The organism is Amycolatopsis sp. NPDC088138 (assembly GCF_044741685.1).
Taxonomy (GTDB): domain Bacteria; phylum Actinomycetota; class Actinomycetes; order Mycobacteriales; family Pseudonocardiaceae; genus Amycolatopsis.
Genome location: NZ_JBIUTB010000005.1, coordinates 1,085,555 through 1,106,226 on the forward strand (window position 1 = coordinate 1,085,555; position 20,672 = coordinate 1,106,226).

The 20,672-nt window shown below is 70.1% G+C and carries 23 protein-coding genes and 2 pseudogenes; 12 read left to right on the forward strand and 13 right to left on the reverse strand.

The genetic code is table 11. The annotated features are described in order from the left end of the window. Window position 1 precedes the first annotated feature (1 nt). Together ACIOD2_RS31520 and ACIOD2_RS31525 are read left to right on the forward strand one after the other, a co-directional pair. Complete coding sequence (locus ACIOD2_RS31520; RefSeq protein WP_400546022.1) at window positions 2-355, forward strand: CU044_2847 family protein; 354 nt, start codon at window positions 2-4, stop codon at window positions 353-355. A 100-nt stretch (window positions 356-455) separates the two neighbouring features. Beyond that, a complete protein-coding gene (locus ACIOD2_RS31525; protein WP_400546025.1) occupies window positions 456-983 on the forward strand; it encodes a hypothetical protein in 528 nt (175 codons plus the stop codon). 119 nt (window positions 984-1,102) lie between these two features. Here the strand turns inward: ACIOD2_RS31525 and ACIOD2_RS31530 are convergent, their stop codons facing one another. Further along, on the reverse strand, window positions 1,103-1,639 hold the full coding sequence (locus tag ACIOD2_RS31530; RefSeq protein ID WP_400546028.1) for an ABATE domain-containing protein: 537 nt from the start codon (window positions 1,637-1,639) through the stop codon (window positions 1,103-1,105). A gap of 68 nt (window positions 1,640-1,707) precedes the next feature. On the opposite strand from ACIOD2_RS31530, the gene pcp reads away from it, so the two are divergent. Together pcp and ACIOD2_RS31540 are read left to right on the forward strand one after the other, a co-directional pair. Continuing rightward, complete coding sequence (pcp, locus tag ACIOD2_RS31535) at window positions 1,708-2,346, forward strand: pyroglutamyl-peptidase I (RefSeq protein WP_400546031.1); 639 nt, start codon at window positions 1,708-1,710, stop codon at window positions 2,344-2,346. Continuing rightward, entirely contained in the window at window positions 2,343-3,227 is an 885-nt protein-coding gene (locus tag ACIOD2_RS31540) for an alpha/beta hydrolase (protein ID WP_400546034.1), read from the forward strand. Before pcp ends, ACIOD2_RS31540 begins: the two co-directional genes overlap by 4 nt. 152 nt (window positions 3,228-3,379) lie before the next feature. Here ACIOD2_RS31540 and ACIOD2_RS31545 read toward each other — a convergent pair whose 3' ends face one another. Further along, on the reverse strand, window positions 3,380-4,015 hold the full coding sequence (locus ACIOD2_RS31545; RefSeq protein ID WP_400546037.1) for a TetR family transcriptional regulator: 636 nt from the start codon (window positions 4,013-4,015) through the stop codon (window positions 3,380-3,382). A 69-nt stretch (window positions 4,016-4,084) separates the two neighbouring features. Here ACIOD2_RS31545 and ACIOD2_RS31550 point away from each other — a divergent pair, with 69 nt between their 5' ends. From ACIOD2_RS31550 to ACIOD2_RS31570, 5 genes are all read left to right on the forward strand, one after another. Next, window positions 4,085-5,839 carry a CocE/NonD family hydrolase gene (locus ACIOD2_RS31550; protein ID WP_400546040.1) on the forward strand — a complete coding sequence of 585 codons (1,755 nt, stop codon included), beginning with the start codon at window positions 4,085-4,087 and terminating at the stop codon, window positions 5,837-5,839. After that, window positions 5,836-6,495, forward strand: a complete 660-nt coding sequence (locus tag ACIOD2_RS31555; protein ID WP_400546043.1) for a hypothetical protein — start codon at window positions 5,836-5,838, stop codon at window positions 6,493-6,495. The genes ACIOD2_RS31550 and ACIOD2_RS31555 overlap by 4 nt, the downstream gene beginning before the upstream one ends. 204 nt (window positions 6,496-6,699) lie before the next feature. Continuing rightward, a complete protein-coding gene (locus tag ACIOD2_RS31560) occupies window positions 6,700-7,653 on the forward strand; it encodes a helix-turn-helix domain-containing protein (RefSeq protein ID WP_400546045.1) in 954 nt (317 codons plus the stop codon). Then, the gene (locus ACIOD2_RS31565; protein ID WP_400546048.1) at window positions 7,654-8,127 is read left to right on the forward strand and encodes a cupin domain-containing protein; all 474 of its coding nucleotides are present in this window, start codon (window positions 7,654-7,656) and stop codon (window positions 8,125-8,127) included. Continuing rightward, on the forward strand, window positions 8,124-9,038 hold the full coding sequence (locus ACIOD2_RS31570; protein ID WP_400546051.1) for an NADP-dependent oxidoreductase: 915 nt from the start codon (window positions 8,124-8,126) through the stop codon (window positions 9,036-9,038). Before ACIOD2_RS31565 ends, ACIOD2_RS31570 begins: the two co-directional genes overlap by 4 nt. Before the next feature lie 389 nt (window positions 9,039-9,427). On the opposite strand, the gene ACIOD2_RS31575 is transcribed toward ACIOD2_RS31570, so the two are convergent. The 5 genes from ACIOD2_RS31575 to ACIOD2_RS31595 form a co-directional block, all read right to left on the reverse strand. Next, window positions 9,428-9,760, reverse strand: a complete 333-nt coding sequence (locus ACIOD2_RS31575) for a MerR family transcriptional regulator (RefSeq protein WP_400546054.1) — start codon at window positions 9,758-9,760, stop codon at window positions 9,428-9,430. A gap of 799 nt (window positions 9,761-10,559) precedes the next feature. Beyond that, window positions 10,560-11,036 carry an SRPBCC family protein gene (locus tag ACIOD2_RS31580; RefSeq protein WP_400546057.1) on the reverse strand — a complete coding sequence of 159 codons (477 nt, stop codon included), beginning with the start codon at window positions 11,034-11,036 and terminating at the stop codon, window positions 10,560-10,562. A gap of 24 nt (window positions 11,037-11,060) precedes the next feature. Then, a complete protein-coding gene (locus ACIOD2_RS31585; protein ID WP_400546060.1) occupies window positions 11,061-11,471 on the reverse strand; it encodes an SRPBCC family protein in 411 nt (136 codons plus the stop codon). A gap of 1 nt (window position 11,472) precedes the next feature. Then, the gene (locus tag ACIOD2_RS31590) at window positions 11,473-11,604 is read right to left on the reverse strand and encodes a hypothetical protein (RefSeq protein ID WP_400546063.1); all 132 of its coding nucleotides are present in this window, start codon (window positions 11,602-11,604) and stop codon (window positions 11,473-11,475) included. Between the two features lie 15 nt (window positions 11,605-11,619). Then, entirely contained in the window at window positions 11,620-12,486 is an 867-nt protein-coding gene (locus tag ACIOD2_RS31595; RefSeq protein ID WP_400546066.1) for a manganese catalase family protein, read from the reverse strand. 290 nt (window positions 12,487-12,776) lie between these two features. Here ACIOD2_RS31595 and ACIOD2_RS31600 point away from each other — a divergent pair, with 290 nt between their 5' ends. Continuing rightward, on the forward strand, window positions 12,777-13,169 hold the full coding sequence (locus ACIOD2_RS31600; RefSeq protein WP_400546069.1) for an STAS domain-containing protein: 393 nt from the start codon (window positions 12,777-12,779) through the stop codon (window positions 13,167-13,169). On the opposite strand, the gene ACIOD2_RS31605 is transcribed toward ACIOD2_RS31600, so the two are convergent. Both ACIOD2_RS31605 and ACIOD2_RS31610 read right to left on the reverse strand, forming a co-directional pair. After that, window positions 13,144-14,166: a putative zinc-binding metallopeptidase gene (locus ACIOD2_RS31605; protein ID WP_400546072.1), complete on the reverse strand. Its 1,023-nt coding sequence runs from the start codon at window positions 14,164-14,166 to the stop codon at window positions 13,144-13,146. The genes ACIOD2_RS31600 and ACIOD2_RS31605 overlap by 26 nt on opposite strands. A gap of 16 nt (window positions 14,167-14,182) precedes the next feature. Further along, window positions 14,183-15,325, reverse strand: a complete 1,143-nt coding sequence (locus ACIOD2_RS31610; RefSeq protein WP_400546075.1) for an AI-2E family transporter — start codon at window positions 15,323-15,325, stop codon at window positions 14,183-14,185. 136 nt (window positions 15,326-15,461) lie between these two features. Here ACIOD2_RS31610 and ACIOD2_RS31615 point away from each other — a divergent pair, with 136 nt between their 5' ends. Next, window positions 15,462-16,685 (forward strand): low temperature requirement protein A, encoded by a 1,224-nt coding sequence (locus ACIOD2_RS31615; RefSeq protein ID WP_400546078.1) that lies wholly within the window; start codon window positions 15,462-15,464, stop codon window positions 16,683-16,685. A gap of 53 nt (window positions 16,686-16,738) precedes the next feature. Here the strand turns inward: ACIOD2_RS31615 and ACIOD2_RS31620 are convergent. The 3 genes and pseudogenes from ACIOD2_RS31620 to ACIOD2_RS31630 all read right to left on the reverse strand — a co-directional run. Beyond that, window positions 16,739-17,599: pseudogene (locus tag ACIOD2_RS31620) on the reverse strand (esterase/lipase family protein); the annotation flags it as partial. 118 nt (window positions 17,600-17,717) lie between these two features. Next, entirely contained in the window at window positions 17,718-18,155 is a 438-nt protein-coding gene (locus ACIOD2_RS31625) for an ATP-binding protein (protein ID WP_400546213.1), read from the reverse strand. 121 nt (window positions 18,156-18,276) lie between these two features. Continuing rightward, window positions 18,277-19,500, reverse strand: a complete 1,224-nt coding sequence (locus ACIOD2_RS31630; protein WP_400546081.1) for a PP2C family protein-serine/threonine phosphatase — start codon at window positions 19,498-19,500, stop codon at window positions 18,277-18,279. 93 nt (window positions 19,501-19,593) lie between these two features. On the opposite strand from ACIOD2_RS31630, the gene ACIOD2_RS31635 reads away from it, so the two are divergent. Then, window positions 19,594-20,073, forward strand: coding sequence for a hemerythrin domain-containing protein (locus ACIOD2_RS31635; protein ID WP_400546084.1), 480 nt, complete (start codon window positions 19,594-19,596; stop codon window positions 20,071-20,073). 86 nt (window positions 20,074-20,159) lie between these two features. Here ACIOD2_RS31635 and ACIOD2_RS31640 read toward each other — a convergent pair. Beyond that, window positions 20,160-20,672, reverse strand: a pseudogene (locus tag ACIOD2_RS31640) (MFS transporter); the annotation flags it as partial.

Below are 20,672 nucleotides of genomic sequence, written 5' to 3' on the forward strand. Positions count from 1 at the left end.
CATGACGGAGCTGGCCCGGTTCGAACTGCAGCAGGGCGGCGAGGTGGTGGTCGAAGTCGCCACGGGGCCGGCGACCGCCAGGGTGTCGCGCCGCGATGACCTCGTGGTCGAGGCGAAGGTGTCCTTCGAGCGGGCGCTGGGCGCGGTGAAGGACGCGGCGTCCGCCGCCCTCGGCCAGTTCCAGGCGATGACCCGCAAACCGGACGAGGTGGAGATCAAGTTCGGGATCAAGCTCTCGGCCGAGGCCGGCGCGGTGATCGCGAAGACGGGCATCGACGGGCAGTTCGAGGTGAAGCTCAAGTGGAAGCGTCCCCCGGACGAAGACGCCGAACCCGCCGAACTCTCCGAACCCTGATGCGGGATGCGGGTAACGGTCGCCCGAAAAGGTTACTTCCCGTGCTTTGCCGGCTTGGTGTGCTTAGGGTGGCTTTCAAGATCAACCAGGGGAGCCCGTCATGCGTTTGCGTTCCGTTGTCGCTGTGGTCCTGCTGGCCTGCGCGTCCGGCGTTGCACCCACGGTGACGGGCGCCGGTCCCCAGGCCCTCGCGCTGCACCCGTGCCCCGAGGTGCGGGATCCGCCCGACTACACGTTTTCCGGCTCCTCGCGTTCCTGGCTCGTGACGAACCTGCGCAGCGACTACCTCCGCGGACCGGGCACGATCACGTACAACAAGACGGCGACGTCGACGGTGAACGCATCGATCACGGGGACGACCAGCGCGGAAGCGGGCGTGATCTTCGCGAAGGCCAGCGTGTCGCTCGCGGTGAGCGTGGGCGCGAGCTACGCGAAGTCCGATTCGTGGTCCTACGCGGCGACGGTGCCCGCCGGGAAGCTGCTGCGGTTGCAGCAGTACAAGGAGGCCCGCACGTTCACCGTGCGGAAGTACCACATCGTCCCGCCGTGCACGACGAAGTACCTGTGGACGAAGAAGGTGTCGGCCCCGGTCAAGAACGCGAGTTACCTCTGGCAGCTCGTCAGCTGAAGCCGGGTGGCCCGGTCGAAGGTGCGCGTCTAGCCGTCGTCGCCGTTCCCGCTCCGTCGCGGACCTTGGATTCCTCGCCGTCCGCAAATCGCCGGTAGTGGCCTGAGACGGCTGCGGAGTCAGCCGTTCTCCGTGGTGCGTTTGCCCCGGTGTGAACGAACCCGCGCGCGGGTTGCGCAGCGCGCGCTGCAGTAGCGCTGGCGAACATCCCCGCGGTCCGAGAACACCTTGCTGCACACGTGCTCCGCGCAGGTGAGGAACCGCGACGCCGGTTGTGCCAGGTCCACTGTGGAGCTGGCAACGATCCAGGAAAGCGCGGTGCTCCAGGAGTCCGGGACTCCGACCGGGTCCGAAGCTGTACGGGCGACCTGGTTCAGTACCGCCGTCGCGGACTCCGCGTCGGGGGAGTGGGGTGGCAGCGGGTATCCGAGGCGGGTCAGGACGGTCGTCCGCAGTGCTTCCCTGGCCGCGTGGATCAGAGGCAGGTCGGCTGCCGGCGGCGGCTGTGCCGGGGCGAGCCCGGCCGCGTCGAACCAGTTCTGGGCGGCTTGGGCCGTCGTCAGCCATTCCGAGGGCGCGGGGCCGTGCACGTTCGTCCTGGTCGCGAGGAAATCCGCCCAGGTGTGGCCGGTGTCGAACACGAACGCGTCACTCATGGCTTTACTGTAACGGTATCTGGCGTTACGGTAAAGCCATCGACGACCGACCCGACGAGGAGGACTCCATGCCGACGATCTTGCTCACCGGCTTCGAACCGTTCGGCGGGGAGACGACGAACCCGTCGTGGAACGCGGTCCGTTCGGTGCGCGACGGCTGGGCGGGGCCAGGGGCCGCGCACGCCGTGGAACTGCCCGTCGACTTCGCCGCGGTGGGCCGCGTGCTGCACGACGCCGTCGAGCGGTACCAGCCGGACGTGGTGATCTGCACCGGCCAGGCCGGCGGGCAGGAGGACATCGCCGTGGAGCGGGTCGCCGTCAACGTCGAAGATCCCGGCGTCCCGGACAACGCCGGCTTCCAGCCCGTGGACCGGCCCGTCGACGAAACGGGACCCGCCGCGTACTTCAGCACCTTGCCGATCAAGACGATCGTCGAGCGGCTGGTGGCGGACGGCATCCCGGCGCACGTGTCGGACACCGCGGGCACCTACACCTGCAACCACGTCTTCTACCGGTTGATGCGGCTGCTCGCGCAGCGTGGTTCCGGCACCGTCGGCGGGTTCATCCACGTGCCCTACGAACTGTCGCAGGTCGCCGGCGTCAGGCCGCCGAAGCCGTCGATGTCGCACGAGACGATCACCCGTGCCGTCCAGCTCGCGAGCGTGGTCGCGCTCGAGGCGCACGACGCGGCGATGAGCCGAGCGTGAACCCGGGCGCGAATCCCGGCCGGACGGTCCTCGCGGCCGGTCTGAGCTGGCACGTCGTCGAGCGAGGCCAGGGGCCCGTCGTGGTGCTCGCCGCGGGGTTCCCGCAAAGCTCCTACGCCTGGCGGCACGTCGTCGACGACCTCGCGGCCGACCACCACGTCATCGCGTTCGACCTGCCGGGGCAAGGGGATTCCAGCCGTCCGCCCGACGGTTACGACACCGGCACGACCAGCGACCGCGTCCACGAACTCCTGCGCGTCATGGGAATCCGGCGATATCTGTACGTCGGGCACGACATCGGAGCGTGGGTCGGTTTCGCCCACGCCCATCGGTATCCGGACGAGCTCGACGGCGTCGTGCTCATCGACGCCAACATCCCCGGTGTCTCCCTCGATCCGGTCATCTCGATCGGTGAGCAGGATTGGAAGTCGTGGCACTTCCTGTTCAACCGGCTCGCCGACCTTCCCGAGAAGCTGCTGGACGGGCGGGAACGCATCCTGCTCGAGTGGTTCTTCGGCCACAAGACCTATGACCCCGCCACGACTTTTGACGACGCCGACCTCGACGAGTACGAACGCGTCCTGAGCGAGGGCAGGCTGACCGGTCTGCTCGGGTACTACCGCGCGGTGCTCACCGACATCGAGCAGAACGCCCGCCACACCGACCCGATCCGCGTTCCCGTGCTGGCGCTGGGCGCGGCCCAGGGCAGCGCACCGGACCTGCTGGCCAAGGTCAGGCCCTACGCCGCCGACATCCGTGGCGGTGTCCTGGCCGACTGCGGACACTACGTGCCCGAGGAACAGCCCGCGGCGCTGGCTGCCGCCCTGCGTGCCTTCCACACCGAGTGCCGAGGTGCCTCCGGTTCGGTATCGACGAGCTGAACCCGGACGGTGAGACCATCGCCAAGGCCATCAGGTCGTCAGTCGAGGACGAGCCGCCGGCCAAGGCGAAAGAGCCGAGCCGAGCGCGTTGACGAGACGGGTCCGTGGCCGGGCGTCCCGGTTGCCGCCGCGCGGCGTGACGGATCCGGCGGTCAGCTCCTGCTGTCGTGACCCAGAGGCTCCAGGATCGCCTGCAGTGCGGGGCCGACGTGCCGGACGATCGCCTCGGTCTCCTCTTCGGCGAGCGCGGCCACCCGCACGATCTGCCGGCCGACCACGACGCCGACGAGCATCGACGCCGCGAGCGCGACGCGGACTTCGGCGTCGCGCCTGTCCGAAGCGGACTGCCGGGCGCCCTCGGACAGGCGCGCTTCGATGAACTCCCGGAGCAGCGTGTTCGCTTTCTCGTTGGCGATCGCTCCGCGCAGCATCGCGCGCAGCGCGTCGGCGTCCGGCTGATCACCCTCCCAGACGGCGAGGTGTGCCCGGGCCACCCGCTCGCCGACGGACTCGGCGGGACCGCGGTACGCGTTCGCGATGCGGGAGAGCGCTTCGGGCGAGATCGACATCACGGCCCCGAACAGCTCGTCCTTCGACCGGAAGAACTGCATGACGAGCGCGGCGTCGACGCCGGCGTCCGCGGCGATCGCGCGGATCGTCGTGGCCTTGAAGCCGTCGGCCGCGAACCGACGGCGCGCGGCGTCGAGCACCGCCTGGCGGGTCGTGTTCTGCCCGGGCCTGCGGCCGCGCCGTGCGGGCGACGCCGGCTCTTCGGGGTGATCTTCCACGCCGGCAGTCTACGATCGCCAGATATCAACGGATGTTGATATGCTCGTCGGTGGCGAAGGGAGCTCCGGATGAGTGAGAAGGTCTTCATGCCGTCTCGGCCGCTGGTGCCGGGCGGTGAGCGTTACGGCGTGCTGAGTGGTTTCGCGCCCGGCACTCGGATCCTCGAAGCCGGGACGCGCCTGGCCGAGCCGTTCCGGCCCCTGCCGGTCGACATCGTGTTCGAGAAGGACATCGCGGTCACCCTGCGCGACGGCACGGTCACGTACGTGGATGTGTTCCGGCCGGCCGGTTCCGAGCAGGTCCCGGTGATCGTGGCGTTCAGCCCCTACGGCAAGGGCCAGGGCTCCTCGCCCAGCGCGATGGGTGTGTTCGGCCTGGTCGGCCTCGACAACTCGATCGTGTCGGGCCTGCAGAAGTTCGAAGGCCCCGACCCGGCCTACTGGTGCGCCCGGGGCTACGCGATCTGCAACCCGGACATCCGCGGGGTCGCCGAGTCCGGCGGCGACAGCGTCCTCTGGGACCGGCAGGAAGGCCGCGACGCCTACGACCTCGTCGAATGGCTCGGCACGCGGGAATGGTGCAGCGGCAAGGTCGCGATGAGCGGCACGTCGTACCTCGCCGCGTCGCAGTGGTTCACCGCGGCCGAGCAGCCGCCGCACCTGGCCGCGATCAACCCCTGGGAGGGGATGAGCGACACCTACCGCGACCTGGTGCTGCGCGGCGGCATGCCCGACAGCGGCTTCGCCCGGCAGCTCCGTGACGTCTCCTTCCGGGGCCACGGCCGGAAAGAGGACATCATCGCCGAGGCGGAGCGCCACCCGCTGATCAACGATCTCTGGGAGCACAAGATCCCGCGGTACGAGCGGATCACGGTTCCGGCGTACGTGGTCGCCAGCTACTCGAACACGCTCCACACGCAGGGGACGTTCCGCGCGTGGCGCCGGATGTCCTCAGTGGACAAATGGCTCCGCGTCCACAACAGCCAGGAATGGCCGGACTACTACGACGAGGGCAACCGGGAGGACCTCCGCCGCTTCTTCGACCACTTCCTGAAGGACGCGGACAACGGCTGGGAGCACACGCCCCGCGTCCGGTACTCCCTGCTCGACCTGGAGGGCGGTGACCAGGTCGCGCTCGCCGCCGACCGGTTCCCGCCGAGCGGAGTCGTGTCCACCAGGTACTACCTCGACGCCGGCACCCGCACGCTCGGCACCGCGGCCCCGGCCGAGGCGGCGACGGCTCGCTACGTCGTCGGGGCGAACCCCGGATCCGTCTCGTTCCTCACCCGGTTCGACGACGAGACCGTCCTGGTCGGCTACCCGAAAGCGCACCTCCGGGTCGAGGCCGACGGCGCCGACGACATGGACCTCTTCGTGCTGGTGCAGAAGCTCGACGCCCACGGGACACCGCTCGCGCAGTTCACCGTGCCGAACCAGGGCGCGATGATCCACGACGTCACGGAGTACGGCGGCTCGATCCTGCGCTACCGCGGGTCGGACGGCCGGCTCCGGGTCTCGCTGCGGCACCTCGACGAGACGCTCTCCACCGGCGACGTCCCCGCCCACACCTTCGACCGGGCCGAGAAGCTCGCCGCGGGCGAAGCCGTCGACGTCGACATCGACCTGCTCCCCGTCGGGCTCGTCTTCCACCCCGGTGAACAGCTCCGCTTCGTCATCAGCGGCCGGAGCCTGCTCGGCTCGATGATGCCCGGCATGCCGGAGTACACCTCGCCCCACGCCGGCACCCACATCGTGCACACCGGCGGCGACCACGCCTCGTACCTGCAGCTGCCTGTCAAGAACTCCGGAAAGGACACACCATGACCCCCGGCACCACGGCATCGGTCCGCATCGCGGGCGAACCCGACGACCGGAACATCGACCGGTACGAGCTCGACTCGGCCCGCCGCGCGCTGCGCCTCATCAAGGGCAACCTCGGCGACCGGCTGCCCGCGCTCGTCGGCGAGCAAATCGCCGCGGGCAACGCTTTCTTCCGCGACCACGTGCAGCGCTCCGGCGGCGAACAGGCCACGGGCACCGTCACGATCGAAGCGACCGGGCTCACCGCGGCCGGCTTCTCCGCGTGGATGACCCGCGCGTTCACCAGGGAAGACGTCCTCATCGCCGCGCAGCCCGAGCACTACCTCATGGACATGGCCGATCCGCGGGGGCCGCACATCGTCGAGGCACTCGGCGAGCACGTCGTGGGCTTCCGCATGGGCGGCTGGGACGAGAGCGAAGTGCCCGGCGGCACCGACCGGCGCCACTCGCTCCTGACCCTCGACGACGACGGGACCGTGTTCGGCTCCGTCTCGACGTCGTTCCGCGAAGCCGCCCACGGCATGACCGTCGAGCTTTCGGTCACCCTGCCCGCGACCAGCGCACCCGAGGCCGTCGAGCAGCACCTGCAGCACTTCTCGGTCGAGTTCCGGAGCTGGCTGCTCCTCGCCGCGGCCGAGACGAACGAAAGCATCCGATGACGCGGACAGGTTTTCCGGCCGGCTCGATCAGCGGGCCGAGGTACGAAACCCCGACGCTGCGCGATCCCGGGCGCCCGCGTCGCCGACAAGGTCCTGCGGTTCGCCGAAATCCTGCGGCTGCCCACGGAGCAGGTGCGGGCCGGCGCCGCTGGAACCCAGCCGAACGCCGTGCCCCACCGGGAGTATCGGCGTTATCGTTGACCGGTGATCGGCAACTTCGAGACGTTCCAGGCCGAGCTGGCCGCCAGCGGGTTTCCGCCGCTGGTCAACAAGCTGGCCGGGGCCGGCTTCCGGGGCCGGGTCGCCACCCGTGACCTCGGTCCGCTGCGGCTGGTCTCCCTCGTCACGCCCGAGAGCGCCTGCATCGGGCGGGAGCGCGCCGCCTCCGACGGCGAGAACCTGGCGATCAAGGTGATGACCCGGGGCCGGACGCGGATCAAGCAGGGACACGGCGACGCCGAACTCGGGCCGGCCGACCTGGTGCTGCTCGATCCCACGCGCACGGTCCGGTTCGAGAGCACCGCCGCGGCGCACGTCACCATCCTGGTTCCGCGCCGGGAGCTTCGGATCCGGCCCGCGCAGATCGACCGGCTCATCGGCGTGCGCATCGACGGCAGTCGCGGTCCGGGCGCTCTCGTCTCCGTGCTGGCTCGGGAGTCGGCGCGGTCGGCGGCCGAGTTCCGCGAGGCGGAGGCGCTGAGGTCGGCGGCGGCCGTCGTCGAGCTGATCGCGGTCGCGCTGGAGTCCCGGCTGGGCGACGGGCAACCGGCCCCGGACGAGCGGCTGCGGGACCGGATCGCCGGCTACATCGAGGCCCGGCTGGCCGATCCCGACCTGTCCCCGCCCAGCATCGCCGCCGCCCACCACATTTCCCTACGCCGGCTGCACAAGCTGTTCGAGGATCAGCCGCTCACCGTCGCGGCCCTGATCCGCCGTCGCCGCCTTGAGCGCTGCCGGGCCGAGCTGACCGGAAGCGGACGCACGGTCACCGCCGTGGCCGCCCGGTGGGGATTCCCCGATCCCACCCATTTCAGCAAGCTCTTCAAGACGACGTACGGCTACAACGCCCGTGCACTGGTGACCAGCAACCGTGCACGGGCGACCAGGACGCGCACAGCCGGCCCGGAACAGGATGGTGATCACCAAGGTCGGCAATAGATGGGACAAGTCGTGGCGAAGGTCAACATCGTCCGCCCCGGTGAGGGCGAGATCCTCGGCAGCGGGGCGCAGCGGATCCGGATCCTGGAGAACGGCGAGCACACCGACCACCGGCTGGGGTTCGCCGAGGTCACCATCCCGCCGGGCACCCCGAGCCCGTTGCAGCACCGCCACGCCCAGCACGACGAGGGCTTCTACGTGCTGGCGGGAACGTTCCGGTTCACCGTCGGCGAGGACCACTACGACGCCGGGCCGGGCACCTGGGTCATCGTGCCGACCGGGGCGCCGCACACGTTCGCCAACGTCGGCGACGAGAACGCGGTCATGCTGAACACGTTCACGCCGGACCTGTACGTGCAGTACTTCCGCGACTTCAAGGCCATGATCGATTCCGGGCAGCCGGTCAACGCCGAAACCATGAAACCGCTGTGGAAGAACTACGCCACCGAGATCTCGAACGAATACGCCTCGTGAAGCGCCTTCAGTACGACCGTTACGGCGGCCCGGAGGTGATGCGGCTGGCGAATTTCGAGCCACCACGACCGGGTCCGGATGAGGTTCTGGTCCGCGTCCGGGCGGCGGCTTCCAATGCGCTGGACTGGAAGATGCGCAACGGCGAGATGAAGCTGATGACCGGTCGCTCCTTTCCCCGGGCGATGGGGCACGACTTCGCCGGAGTCGTCGAGGCGGTCGGCGCCGGCGTCACCCGCCTGAAGGCCGGCGACGCGGTGCTCGGCGTGGCCCGGTTCCGGCAGGCGGGGGCGTTCGCCGAGATGGTGACGGCGCAGGAGAAGGCGGTCGTGCTCAAACCGGCGGACCTTTCCTACGAGCGGGCCGCCGCGCTGCCGACCGTGGGCGTGACCGCCTACCAGGCCACGGCGCAGGTCCGGCCCGGGCAGGCGGTCTTCGTCAACGGGTGCCTGGGCGGGGTGGGCCGGGCCGCTGTCCAGTTCGCCCGAGCGCGAGGCGCCTCGGTCGCCGGCAGCTGCCGTGACACCGCGGCTGACGAGGCCCGCGAGCTCGGCGTCGAACCGGTCGTCGGTTTCGGCTTCGGCGCGGCCGCCCTCGAGGGACGGTTCGATCTCGTCTTCGACACGCCCGGCATGCTTCCCTTCGCCGCGGCCCGGACGCTGCTGAAGCCCCGCGGAACCATCGTCGACATCGTCCCGACCCCGGCCAAGATGATCAGGAGCGCCCTGCCCGGCCCGTTCCGGGCGATGATGGGCCGGCCGGTGACCGCCGACCTGGCGGAGGTGGCCCGGACGCTGCGCCTGCCCATCGCCCGTACGGTCCCGCTGGCCGAGGCGATTCAGGCCCTGACGGAGCTGGAGCGCGAGCAGCGCCCGAAGGGCGGCAAACTGGTCATCACCGTGTCCGGAAACTGAGCCGGCGTGCGCGGCGACATGCGCCCATAGCCCTGGCCGATGGCGTGAGGCTCAGGGGAACTCCGTTGTGAAAGGTATGTGGCCCCGCGGCCCGCGGTGCTGCAGGACCGGGCCGGGATCAGGGCGCCGGGGCTCGGTCTGCGGGTCTTGGCGGACGCGGGGGAGCAGTCCACGCTGGTCCGGGGGCAAGATCGTCCGGGCAGTGGGAGCCGCCAGGTTCTTGAGCAGAATGCCGGCCGGAATTGCCCCTCCGGCTTCGCGGTCCGATTCCGAGGACAGCGTCGGTGGCACGGGCCTCTGCCGCTTCCGAGCATGCTGCGGTCCGGTCCGCTTCGCCGTTGATCGGCACGCGGCGCGAGGCCGCGTGCCGAGCCGGTCGAACGCCGGGTTCAGTCGCCGGCGCGGAGTTCGGTGTTGAGGCGCTGGGCCTCGTGGAGCTGGTCTTCGAGGGTGACGATGCGGCACGCGGCGTCGATGGCGGTGCCTTCGTCGACCAGTTCCCGTACCCGGGCGGCCAGGCGCAGCTGGTGGCGGGAGTAGCGGCGGTGCCCGCCGGTGGAGCGTTGCGGGGTGATCAGCCCGGCTTCACCCAGGCTGCGCAGGAAGCCTTGTGTGGTGCCGAGGATGTCGGCGGCCCGGCCCATGGTGTAGGCGGGGTAGTGCTCGTCGTCGAACTTGTCGGCTCCGCTGGGCGTAGCCGGTCCTTCTTGGTCAGGAATCATTCCACCTCCACGTCACAAAGGACCCCGGGTGCCGCGAACGGCACCCGGGGTCCTCAAGGGTTGGGTTTCACCATTGTCAACCGGCGTGAAGGCCGGCTTCCTGCACCCGCGTCCGGCGGAAAGCCGGATCGTGCGGGGATCGCTTACTCGTGACCGAGCACCACCTCCGAACTCGATGGGACTGCGGCACCCGCGCGGCGCTACCCAGCCGCTGCGGGCGATCCAATGATGGTTCCGTTCCCTTCTCTCCTGGGTTTTCTTCTTGCTGGGTACTGCCACTTCACCTGCTGCGGACGTCACTGCCGAGGAACCCTTTCCCTGATCGGTCCCAGCACGCTGACGCCGCTGGTCACTGCCCGGAGCCCCGTTCACCGATCGGCTCCGGCCACCTGACCGGTCCTGCACTTGCACTACGACTACTACTGATCTGGCTACTGCTGATCTTCGCGGGAACACGTCACCCGCACGGTCACCAGCCGGAACCTGTCCGTTGATCGGCTCCGTCCTGCCTGACCGCCTTGTCTCACCTCGCGGGTAGTTACGTCATCTCCCGCGCCTGCTTGACGTTGTCTCTCTCGGTATGAGCAGAACACTACACACACCCGCCGTTGAATGTCTACTCCGGCGAGCACAGATTTTCTGGGTGCAGTCGGACGGGTGACGAGGGAGGGGCCAGGCGACCGTGAGTGACGACGTCATGCAGGACCCGCTCGGCGAGCACTACGGCCTGGCGTGCTCGCGCGAACGGCCGGTCCTCCCCGGATCGATCTCGCAGGGGGAACCGGCCGTGCGGTTCGGGCTACTTCGCGGGGTGCTGGCCGGGGCGGTCGACGTCGCCGCGCCAGGCGCCGGTCTCGTGACCGTCGCGGGTTTCGATGAACTTCTTGAAGCGGTCGAGGTCACCCTGGACGCGGTGGTCGAGGATGCCGGTCTTGTCGGCCACGTTCTCCACGAAGCCCTCGGGGTCGATGTCCATCTGGACGGTGACCCGCGTGTGGGCGTCGTCGAGGCGGTGCACCGTCACGACGCCGGCGTGGTTCGGGCCGGAGTCGGACTTCCAGGCGACCCGCTCGTCGCGGTTCTGCTCGGTGATCGTGGCGTCGAACTGCTTGGTGACGCCGGCGACGCTGATGGTCCAGTGGGTGTGGGTGTCGTCCACCTGGTCGATGCGGTCGACGCCGTCCATGAAACGGGGGAAGTCGGCGAACTGGGTCCACTGGTTGTAGACGGTGCTCACGTCGGCTTCGACGTCGACGGACTTGGTGATCGTGCTCATGCCGTGGTCACTCCTTCTTGGTGGTCAGCCGGTCACGTGCTGCTTTTCGACGAGGTCCTTGATGGTGGCCAGGGTGTCGTCGAGGCCCTGCTGCACGCCGGTGTCGCCATCGGGCACCCGGGTGGTGTGCAGCCGCACGCGGACCGTCGCGCCGGGTCCGGCGCTCTCGATTTCGAGTGATCCGTGGTAGGTGTTGGGGCCTTCGGCGCCCCATTCGATGTGGCGGGTGCCGGCGTCGGCCCGGAACCACGCGTCACCCTCGACGTGCTGCCCGCCGGGCAGTTCCGCCGCGGTGTGCACTTCGCCGCCTTCGCCGCTCGGCTCGGCGGACGTCATCCGCGCGAAGTACCGGGGCAGGTTGCCGACGTCGGAGAGGTAGGCGTACAGCGCGTCCGCCGCGGCGTCGACGGTCGTCGTCGCTTCGAAATCACCCATGTCAGCCCGACTGCGGATCGGTGTCGTCGTGCGGGTCGCCCGAGGACGTTCCCTGCTCGCCGCGGACCTCTTGCTGCTCTTCCGCCGTGTCGTCGTGCGGTTGCCCGCCGGATTCGTTCGCCGGTGCGGTCATCGTGGTTCCCTTCCGTCACTTGGCCTTGTTCTTCGCGGACTTCGCTTTCCCCTTGATCGTCCCGGCGGCGTTCATCGTGGGGGAGAAGGTGCCGTACAGCGCGGGATCCGGCTTGGGTGCCGTGCCCGGTCCGCCGAGGGGCTTCGGGTCCGCGACGTACTCGATCGCCGAACCGTTGTAGCTCCAGTCGGCCTTGGGGCCGTCCGGGCCGTCGGAGAGGTGCCAGATCGAGTTGTTGTGGTCCTGGTTCTCCTCGTCGAACAGGGCGTCCGGCACGATCGGGCCTTCGAGACGGTCGGCTTCCAGCTCTTCGATCGCGGCCAGCCACTGCTTCTGGTGCACGGTGTCGCGGGCGAGGTTGAATTGGAGCATGGCCTTGACGCCGGGGTCGTCGGTCATGTTGTAGAGCCGGGCGGTCTGCAGCCGGCCCTGGGCCTCGGCGGCCGCGTTGGACCGGAAGTCGGCGAGCAGGTTGCCGGAGGCGATGATGTACCGGCCGTTCCACGGGACGCCGTTGCTGTCGGCCGGCAGCGCGCCACCGCCGGCGACGATCAGCTGCTGGAGATCCATCCCGCCGAGCACCGCGGCCATCGCGGGATCCTTGACGGCTTCGGCGGTGACGGTCGAGGGGGCGCCTTCGAGGAGGCGGGCGACCATGGTGGCGAGCATTTCGACGTGCCCGAGCTCCTCGGTCGCCGTGTCCATGATCAGGTCCTTGTACTTGCCTTCGATGCGGCAGTTCCAGCCCTGGAACAGGTACTGCATCGCGACGGTCAGCTCGCCGCAGGCGCCGCCGATGAGCTCCTGGAGCTTGTGGGCGAACACGGCGTCGGGCTTGTCGGGCTTGGCTTCGAACTGCATGAGTGTCGTGTGACGGAACACAGGGGACCTCTCGGAATGTTCGCGGCGGCGGCCGAGGGGACGTCCGGGTACGTGACGTTTCTACGTTCGGTACCGGGGTCTCGGATGTGCCGGGAAAGCCAATTCGGCTTCGTTGCAACGGATGCCCGTGCCGCGACGGTCCAAACATGACCGGGCGGCAACCGGTTGATCCGGGCGGACGGCGAAGCTAGGGTGGCGTTACGTGGTTGAGCAGACAGTCACTCAGGGTTGCGCGCCTGGCCCAGTCCCCGCCCGCCGGTAGCCTCGGATTTCGAGCGTGGGGAGCCGTGATGGCTCGTTCCTTCACCATCACCAGCACCGACGGGTGTTCGTCGATGGACGTGAAAACCCTTCATCCGCGCCCCGGTGCGGCGATCGTGACGGTGTGCGGCGTCGTCGACCTGATCACCGCGCCCCGGCTGGCCGACGAGCTGAACGCGCTCTGCCGGACGCCGCACCACCAGGTGCTCGTAGATCTGAGCGGGGTGGGTTTCCTGTCGGTGCGCGGCATCACGGTGCTGCTCGGCCTGGAACGTCACTGCCGGGAAGCGTCGATCGAGCTGTCCCTGGTGTCGTCACCGGTGGTCCGGCGAACCCTGGGACGTCTGGGCTTGACCGAGCTGTTCGGCATGGCGGAAGGGCTCCGGCTCGTCTCGGTCAGGTCGGCTTCTTCGCGGTCCTGAGGCCGGCCGTCCGGTTCGCGGTGACGATCGCGCCGACGAACCGGAGCTTCTCCTGGACCGCGGGCGCCAGCGCGAACGGGTAGAGGTCGTCCTTGCCCATGCTGCGGTTGAGCTGGTTGAGGGCGCGCGAGAGCGGGATCCAGGTCGCGATCAGCTCGTCGACGTCGTCGGTCCGGTCTTCGGGCACGGCGTCGACCTGGCTGCCCGGGTGGGGCGCGATCGGCGTGCCGGCGACGAGGACGCCGAGCGCCGCCGCGGTCTGCACGGTGTCGCGGATGTGCAGCAGGTGGGCGAAGGTCTCGGCCCAGTCCTCCCAGGGGTGCGCGGCCGCGTAGTGACTGACGTGGGTCTCCGCCCAGTCGGCACCGGGAGCCTGTCCGTAGTGGTTTTCCAGTGCCTGCTGGTAATCCGCCCGCTCGTCGCCGAACCGGCTCCGGAACGCCTCCGGTGCGTCGGCGACGAGCCGGTCCCAGTACCAGTGGCCGATCTCGTGGCGGAAGTGGCCGAGGAGGGTGCGGTACGGCTCGGCCAGCCGCGCGCGCAGGCCTTCGCGGAACCCGTCGTCCCCTTCGGCCAGGTCGATGGTGATCACGCCGCCGGCGTGCCCGGTGGTGACGGGCCGGCCGGTGCTGGACAGCAGGTCGAAAGCCAAGCCGTGCAAGGGATCGGTGGTCCTCGGCGTCACGGGGAGACCGAGGTCGTCCAGCTGGTAGACCAGCCGCCGTTTGGCGGCTTCCGCGGCGCCGAAGGCATCGAGGGCGTCGACGTCCTCGTCGGCGGGGCGGGTCCGGGTCAGTGCGCAGCAGCCGCACAGCGGGCCGCCGTCGGCGAGCCAGTTGCACCCGGCGAGTTCGGCGTTGGCGCAGCGAACACCGTCGGCCGCGCGCAGCATCGACCGGGTCGCGCGGTCGTAACCGACCTCGGTGCCGCACACCACGCAGGCCGAGTTCTCGAAGAACAGCAGATTGGCACAATGCGGGCAGGTGAACGTGCGCACGTGGACGTCCTTCCGGTCAGGTGCGGTCGAGCCGCGGGTAGAGGACTTCCCGGACGAGCAGCAGCAGCGCGGCGGCGACCGGGATCGCGACCAGGGCGCCGACGATACCGAGCAGCGCGCCACCGAGGATGACGGCGACGACCGTGACCAGCGCGGGAACCTTGACGGCGCCGCCGATGATCCGGGGCACCAGGACGTAGTCCTCCACGAGCCGGTAGCCGATGAAGAACCCGACGGTGCCCAGGCAGACGGGCAGCGACACGGTGAGCGCGACCAGGCTGACGAGCACACCGCCGACGACGGACCCGACGACGGGGATGAGGTCGAGGATCGCGACGGCGATCGCCAGCAGGGCGGCGTAGGGGACACCGAAGATCAGCAGCCAGACCAGCGTCAGCACCCCGGCGATGACCGAGATGGCCAGGTTGCCGAGCACGTAGCCGCCGACCTTGGTGAAGATCTCGTCGCCGATGAGGATCGCCCGCGGGCGCCGGGAGTGCGGGATCAGCCGGTAACCGCCGGCGCGGATGCGGGGGAGGTCCACCAGGAAGTAGACGGTCAGGACGACCAGCAGCAGCACGTTCGTCAGTGCGCTGAACACGGCTTGCCCGGCGCCGAGCAGCCCGCTGCCGATGCCGGGCCCGCTGACCAGGCTTTCCAGCTGTTGTTGCAGGTGGAAGCGTTCGTTGAGCTGGCCCAGGGCGGTGTTGTGGTTCTGGGCGTCGCGGAGGTAGCCGGGCGCCTTGGTGACGAACTGCGTGGCCTGTTCGATCAGGACGGGGATCGCGGCGGTGAGGAAACCGCCGATGGCGAGCAGGCCGACGACGAAGACGGTGGTGACGGCGAGCCAGCGGGGGAAGCGGTGCCGGGTCAGCCACGCGACGGCGGGTTCGAGGCCGATGGCGAGGAAGAGCGCGAGCCCGACGAGGACCAGGACGTCCTGAAGCCCGGCGATGATCTGCACGAGCGCGTAGATCACGGCGACGCCGGCGGCACCGGCCATGCCGATCAGGAACGGCGAGCGGCGGTTGAGCGGTTTTCCGGTGGCTCCCAGCGGCTGGTCCGTGGTGCTGAGCTCGGCCGCGGCGGTTTCCGCGTCGGCGAAGGTGCCCCCGTCGTGTGCGTTCTCCTCGGGCAGCCGGTTTTCGGGTTCGGGCATGGTGCGGCCTCCCTGGGGTCCTTGAGGTTGCCTGGTTACCCACTGCGAAGGCCGCTACTCGGTCATCGGCAGGAGGGTTCGAAGCGGCGAGGGCGGGTAGCCCCGGACGACCCGGCCCCGAAGACAGGAGGTGCTCGTGAACACGGGTACCGAACGCGAGCCGATGGTCCGGCCACCGGCCCTGCGGACCGGCCAGGAAGCGTCGGCGAGCAACCTCGAGCTGTTCTTCGACCTCGCCTACGTCCTGGTCGTGAACGAGCTCGCGGTCGCTTTCCTCCACCACCTGACGTGGTCCGGGCTCGCCACGTTCGTCGCGCTGTTCGTCGCCGTCTGGATGTCCTGGGTGGGGTTCACCCTCTACGCCAACCGGTTCGACACCGACGACGTCCTGTTCCGGATCGGGAAGCTCGCCGCGACGCTGTCCATCGCGGGGTGCGCCGCGAGCGCGATGTTCGCGACCTCGTCCTCCTCCACGTCGTTCGCGGTGTGCTTCCTCGCCGGGCGGGTGATCCTGCTGGTGCTCCACGCCCGGGCGTGGCGGCACGTCCCCGACGCCCGGAGCACCATCGGCGTCTACCTCGCGAGCCTCGGCGTGAGCTCGCTCCTGTGGGCCGTGTCGCTGGCCGCCGGGGGACCGGCCCGGTACTGGCTGTGGGGTGCGGCGGTGACCGTCGACGCCGTCGGCCCGATCGTCGCGACCTGGCGCGACAACCACCTTCCCCTGCACCTGGAGCACCTCCCGGAGCGGTTCGGGCTGTTCGTGATCCTGGTCCTCGGGGAGGCCGTGGGTGGTGCGGCCATCGGCGTGCGCGACGCCGAGTGGGGTCCTTCCGCGGTCGCTGTCGGCGTCGCCGGGTTCGTCATCGCCGCCGCGCTGTGGTGGATCTACTTCGACACCGCGGCCGCCGTCGGTGCCGCGGCGTTGCGCCGGCGCGACGACGAAACCCGGGACGGCGCGCCCGCCGACGAACGCCACGACCTGTTCGTCTACGGCCATCTGCCGCTCGCACTGGGCATCGTGCTGGCCGGGGTCGGCATCGAGGAGCTCGTGCTGCATCCGGAGGAGGCGCTGCCGTCGGCGGCCGGCTGGATCCTGGCCGCCGGGGTCGTCCTGTTCCTGATCGGGTCGGCCCTCGTCCTCGGCGGCAGCAGTCATTCCTGGCGGGCGATCTGGCCGTGGCCGCTCGCCGCCGTGCCGGTCGTGCCGGCGGCCGCCGCGCTCGGGCACCACCACGCCCTGCTGCTCGTCGCGGGACTGGCGCTGCTGTGCCTCGCCTTGGCCGTGCGGGGAACGGTGGTCCGCCGCACCGGTGAACGTGCTCCGGCGTCCGTGGAAAGCCAGCCGAGAAGCGTTTCGTAGACGGCGTCGTCGTGGAGCAGGCTGAAGTGGTTCAGCCCGCCGAGCCAGACGATGTCGGCGTCTTCGGTCAGGTCATTCCTCGTGACCGGCGCGACGAGGAGGTCGCCGACGAGACGGCCCCAGATGCTTCCTTCGGTGCGCGACAGCGTCGCGGACACGAACAGGCGGCGGACGCCAGCGTCGGTTTCGGGCTGCCAGCGGGGTTCCGCGTCGACTGTCCACTGTGTCTTGTGGACGTAACCGTGCCCGAGGTCCCGGATTCCGTCGCTGCGGAACGCGAGCAGGCGGGCCAGGGGCGCGGCGAGGGATGACTTGCCCAGCAGCCCGGCGACCTGGGCGACCCGGCGTTCCAGCGGCGCTCCGTTATGCGGTGTGCCGAGGCAGACCAGCCGGCTCACCCGGGGGAACCAGGGCACGTCCTGTTCTTGTGCTTGGTAGAGCGCGCTTCTGGCCACCAGGCCGCCCATCGAGTGTCCGATGAGGACGATGTCGGTGACGGCCACCGGCCACGCGGCGATCAGCCGGGTCAGCAGCGCGACGAGGTCGCCGCCGTTCTCCGAGACGTGCCGGCCGGAGTTGTACCGCACGTGGACGGCGGTGGTGCCCAGATCGACGGCCAGGCGCGCGCCGAAGTCGGCGCCGCGGAACCAGCAGCGTTCGGTTTCGACCAGTCCGTGCAGGAAGACCACCAGGCGACCGCTCGCGCCGGGGAAGGCGGCGGCCAGGGAACGGTGGTCGAGGCCGACCGGTCGCCGGTCGGATCGGACGGTCATTTCCGCGCTCGACCGGGCGACCGCGGGGAGCTGCGCGCCGAACATCCCGTGGGCGAGGCCGGTGGCGTAGTGCCCGGCCGCGGATTCGAGGACGGAAGTGGTCCAGCAGCCGAGCGCGGCGGTCGCCGTCTTGATCATCATGCTTCTTCCGGACGGCGTCGCCGCAGGACCGGCTGACCTCAGCCCGTGAATACCCGCCGCGGGGTGCGTTACGCCGGCTGTCCGGGGTGACGCCCATCGCAGGGCGGAGGTGCCCCGGTCAGCTTCCGGCGTCGTGCCGGTCCGGGCAGGCGAACCCGGTACCGGCGCAGCCGACGCGGCCCCAGACGAGCTTGCCGTCGTCGTGGTGGCTCACGCCCCACGACGAGCAGAGCTGGTCGACCAGCACCAGCCCGCGTCCGCCGCCGTCGTCGGGCACCCGCAGCCGCGGGACACCGCCGGCGGTGTCGGCGACGGCCACCGTGATCTCGCACGGTTCGTGCCGCAGGCGCAGGCGCACCTGGGCCGGGCCACCGGCGTGCTGGTAGGCGTTTTCGAGCAGTTCTCCGGCGACCAGCAGCGTGTCGATGCGGTGCTCTTCCCCGAACGCGGCGATCCTGTCCTGCACCCAGTGCCGGGCGGAGGTCGAATCGGCCGGGTCCCGGCCCGTCACGTCCAGGATCTGCCAGTCCGCTCGGTCGTCGCGAACCCATGTCACCGGCAAGTGTGACTCCTTCCGTGGATCAGTTCCGACAGGAACGTGCCTGGGGAGTCGTCTTCTCGGACAGGTTACCTGTGCGTTCCCGGCCCGGCGGGGGGACAACCGCGCAGGCGCCGGGTCAGAGGGCGGGGAGCAGGGTGCCCTGGCCGGTGGTCGTCCACTCCAGCATCAGCAGGGTCGCGTCGTCCTGGAGCCGGCCGTCCTGGTGCTCCAGCACCGCCCGGACCACCCGGCGCAGGGTTTCCGGGGCGGGCAGGCCCGCCGCTTCGTGGCGTTCGGTGAGGTCGGCCAGCCGTTCCAGGCCGAACTCTTCACCCTGCGGGCTGCGGGCTTCGGTCACGCCGTCGGTGTAGAACAGCACCCGGTCGCCGGGCTGCAGCTGTTCGCGCCGGACGACCGGCTCGCGGCCCTGCAGGTCCCCGAGCCCGAGCGGCGGGCGGCTGACGGTGTCCAGCAGCCGCACCACCCGCCCGTCGCGCAGCACGGCCGGCGGCGGGTGCCCGGCGTTGAGGTAGTGCAGTTCGCCGGTGTCCAGGTCCAGGTGGGCCAGGAAGGCCGTCGCGTAGGACAGCGAGTCGGCCGGGCGGTGGCCGGCGATGGTGCGGTCCGCCAGCTCGGCCGCCTCGATCAGGTCGGCGCCGCCGCGGCGGGCGTTGCGGGTGGCCGCCAGGGCCATCGACGTGGTCAGCCCGGCGTGCAGGTCGTGGCCCATCGCGTCGAAGATCGCCACCCAGGCCCGGCCGCCGTCGACGGCGTAGTCGAAGCCGTCGCCGCCGACCTGGTCGTAGGGTTCCATCGCGGCGGCGATCACCACCTGGCCGGTGGCGAACACCTTCGGGGGCAGCAGCTGCCACAGCAGCTCGGCGGCCACCGACAGCGGCTTGCCGCGGCGCACCCGGTGGAACAGGTCGCTGTAGAGCTGTTTGCTCAGCACCAGGTGCGCGATCTGCCCGGCCAGCGTCCAGCAGTTCCCGCGCAGGACCCGGTCCCGCGGGTCGGCCTCGTCGGGCAGGGTGAGCCGCAGTGCGCCGAGGCGTTCGGTGCCGTCGAGCACCGGCAGCCACAGGTGCGACGGCTCACCGTCGGCCGCCGCGACGACGATCTCGAGCCGGGCGAACGCCCGCCCCGCCACCGTGGCGTCCACCGGCAGCGCCGGGCCGTCCTCCGGCCGGACCGGGTGCAGCTCCCGCTGCCCGAGGTCGACCAGGTACAGCCGCGCGGACATCCCGACCAGGGAAGTCACGTCGTCGAGGATGGTGGGCAGGTCTTCGGCGGTCGCCAGATGCGAGCGGTTGACGATCTCCGCGAAGACGGTGTGCCAGGAACGATCCTCATCCACCACCCGTGAAGAGTAGACGACCGGCCGGCGGAACGCGGTGGCCGCGGTTGGGCCGTCCGGCCTGGGGTACCCGGGCCGTGACGAACAGGAGACCCCGTGTCGACCGATGCGATCGTGCTGCTCAAGGAAGATCACCAAACCGTCGAGAAGCTGTTCAAGCAGTTCGAGAAGGCGGGTGAGAAGGCTTTCAAGGAGAAGCGGAAACTCGTCGACGCGATGATCGAAGAGCTGACGACCCACACCTACATCGAGGAAGAGATCTTCTACCCGATGGCGCGGGAGGCCGTGCCGGAAACCCGCGCCCACGTGCTGGAAAGCGTGGAAGAGCACCACGTGATGGTGTGGCTGATGGCGGAGCTGGTGGAGCTGGACCCGGAGGACGAAACCTTCGACGCGAAGGTCACGGTGCTCACCGAGAGCGTGCGCCACCACGTCGAGGAGGAAGAGGACGAGTGGTTCCCCGAGGTGCGCAAGGCCTTGGGGCGCAAGCGGTTGCAGGAGGTGGGGCAGCGCATGCTCGACGCTCGCCCGGACGCCCCCAAGGACCCGTTGAAGATCGCCAGCGCGCACGCCTGAGAGGCACTCGGGGCTCACGTAGACGCTTTCGCGGATCCGGTGAAAACCCACCCGTGGATGCCGCAAATGGCCGGTCGCGTGCGTTGTCATGCGGTGACGTGTTCGATCACCTCGGTCTTGTCGTCGTCCGCGGCGTCGTCCTCGGGCCGGGGCAGGGCGGCTTCGATCGGGACGGTGCGCATCATCAGCGTGAGGAGGACGGCGAAGCCGGCCATGACGATGGTGCCGACGATCGCCGCGGTGCTCAGGCCGCTGGTGAAGGCGGTGCGGGCGGTGTCGAGCAGTGCCGTGCCTGCCTGGGCGGGGAGGTGGGCGGCGGTGTCGATGGCACCGCCGAGGGTGTTCTGCGCCGCGTCGAGCGCGTCGGCCGGGACGCCGGCCGGGGTGAGGCCGAGCATGTCGTGGTGGAACACCGCGGAGCCGATGCTGCCCAGTACCGCGAAGCCGAGGGCGCTGCCCAGTTCGCTGGCGGTTTCGGAGAGTGCCGCGGAGGCGCCGGCCCGCTCGGCGGGTGCGGAGGTGACGACGATCTCCGCGGTCAGGGTTTTCGCGGCGACCATGCCGGCGGCCATCAGGCCGACACCGATGATGACGACCGC

Coding starts and splice junctions, on each gene's coding strand:
- ACIOD2_RS31520 (WP_400546022.1), top strand. CDS start 2: ATGACGGAGCTGGCCCGGTTCGAACTGCAGCAGGGCGGCGAGGTGGTG.
- ACIOD2_RS31525 (WP_400546025.1), top strand. CDS start 456: ATGCGTTTGCGTTCCGTTGTCGCTGTGGTCCTGCTGGCCTGCGCGTCC.
- ACIOD2_RS31530 (WP_400546028.1), bottom strand. CDS start 1,639: ATGAGTGACGCGTTCGTGTTCGACACCGGCCACACCTGGGCGGATTTC.
- pcp (WP_400546031.1), top strand. CDS start 1,708: ATGCCGACGATCTTGCTCACCGGCTTCGAACCGTTCGGCGGGGAGACG.
- ACIOD2_RS31550 (WP_400546040.1), top strand. CDS start 4,085: ATGAGTGAGAAGGTCTTCATGCCGTCTCGGCCGCTGGTGCCGGGCGGT.
- ACIOD2_RS31555 (WP_400546043.1), top strand. CDS start 5,836: ATGACCCCCGGCACCACGGCATCGGTCCGCATCGCGGGCGAACCCGAC.
- ACIOD2_RS31565 (WP_400546048.1), top strand. CDS start 7,654: ATGGGACAAGTCGTGGCGAAGGTCAACATCGTCCGCCCCGGTGAGGGC.
- ACIOD2_RS31575 (WP_400546054.1), bottom strand. CDS start 9,760: ATGATTCCTGACCAAGAAGGACCGGCTACGCCCAGCGGAGCCGACAAG.
- ACIOD2_RS31580 (WP_400546057.1), bottom strand. CDS start 11,036: ATGAGCACGATCACCAAGTCCGTCGACGTCGAAGCCGACGTGAGCACC.
- ACIOD2_RS31585 (WP_400546060.1), bottom strand. CDS start 11,471: ATGGGTGATTTCGAAGCGACGACGACCGTCGACGCCGCGGCGGACGCG.
- ACIOD2_RS31590 (WP_400546063.1), bottom strand. CDS start 11,604: ATGACCGCACCGGCGAACGAATCCGGCGGGCAACCGCACGACGACACG.
- ACIOD2_RS31600 (WP_400546069.1), top strand. CDS start 12,777: ATGGCTCGTTCCTTCACCATCACCAGCACCGACGGGTGTTCGTCGATG.
- ACIOD2_RS31610 (WP_400546075.1), bottom strand. CDS start 15,325: ATGCCCGAACCCGAAAACCGGCTGCCCGAGGAGAACGCACACGACGGG.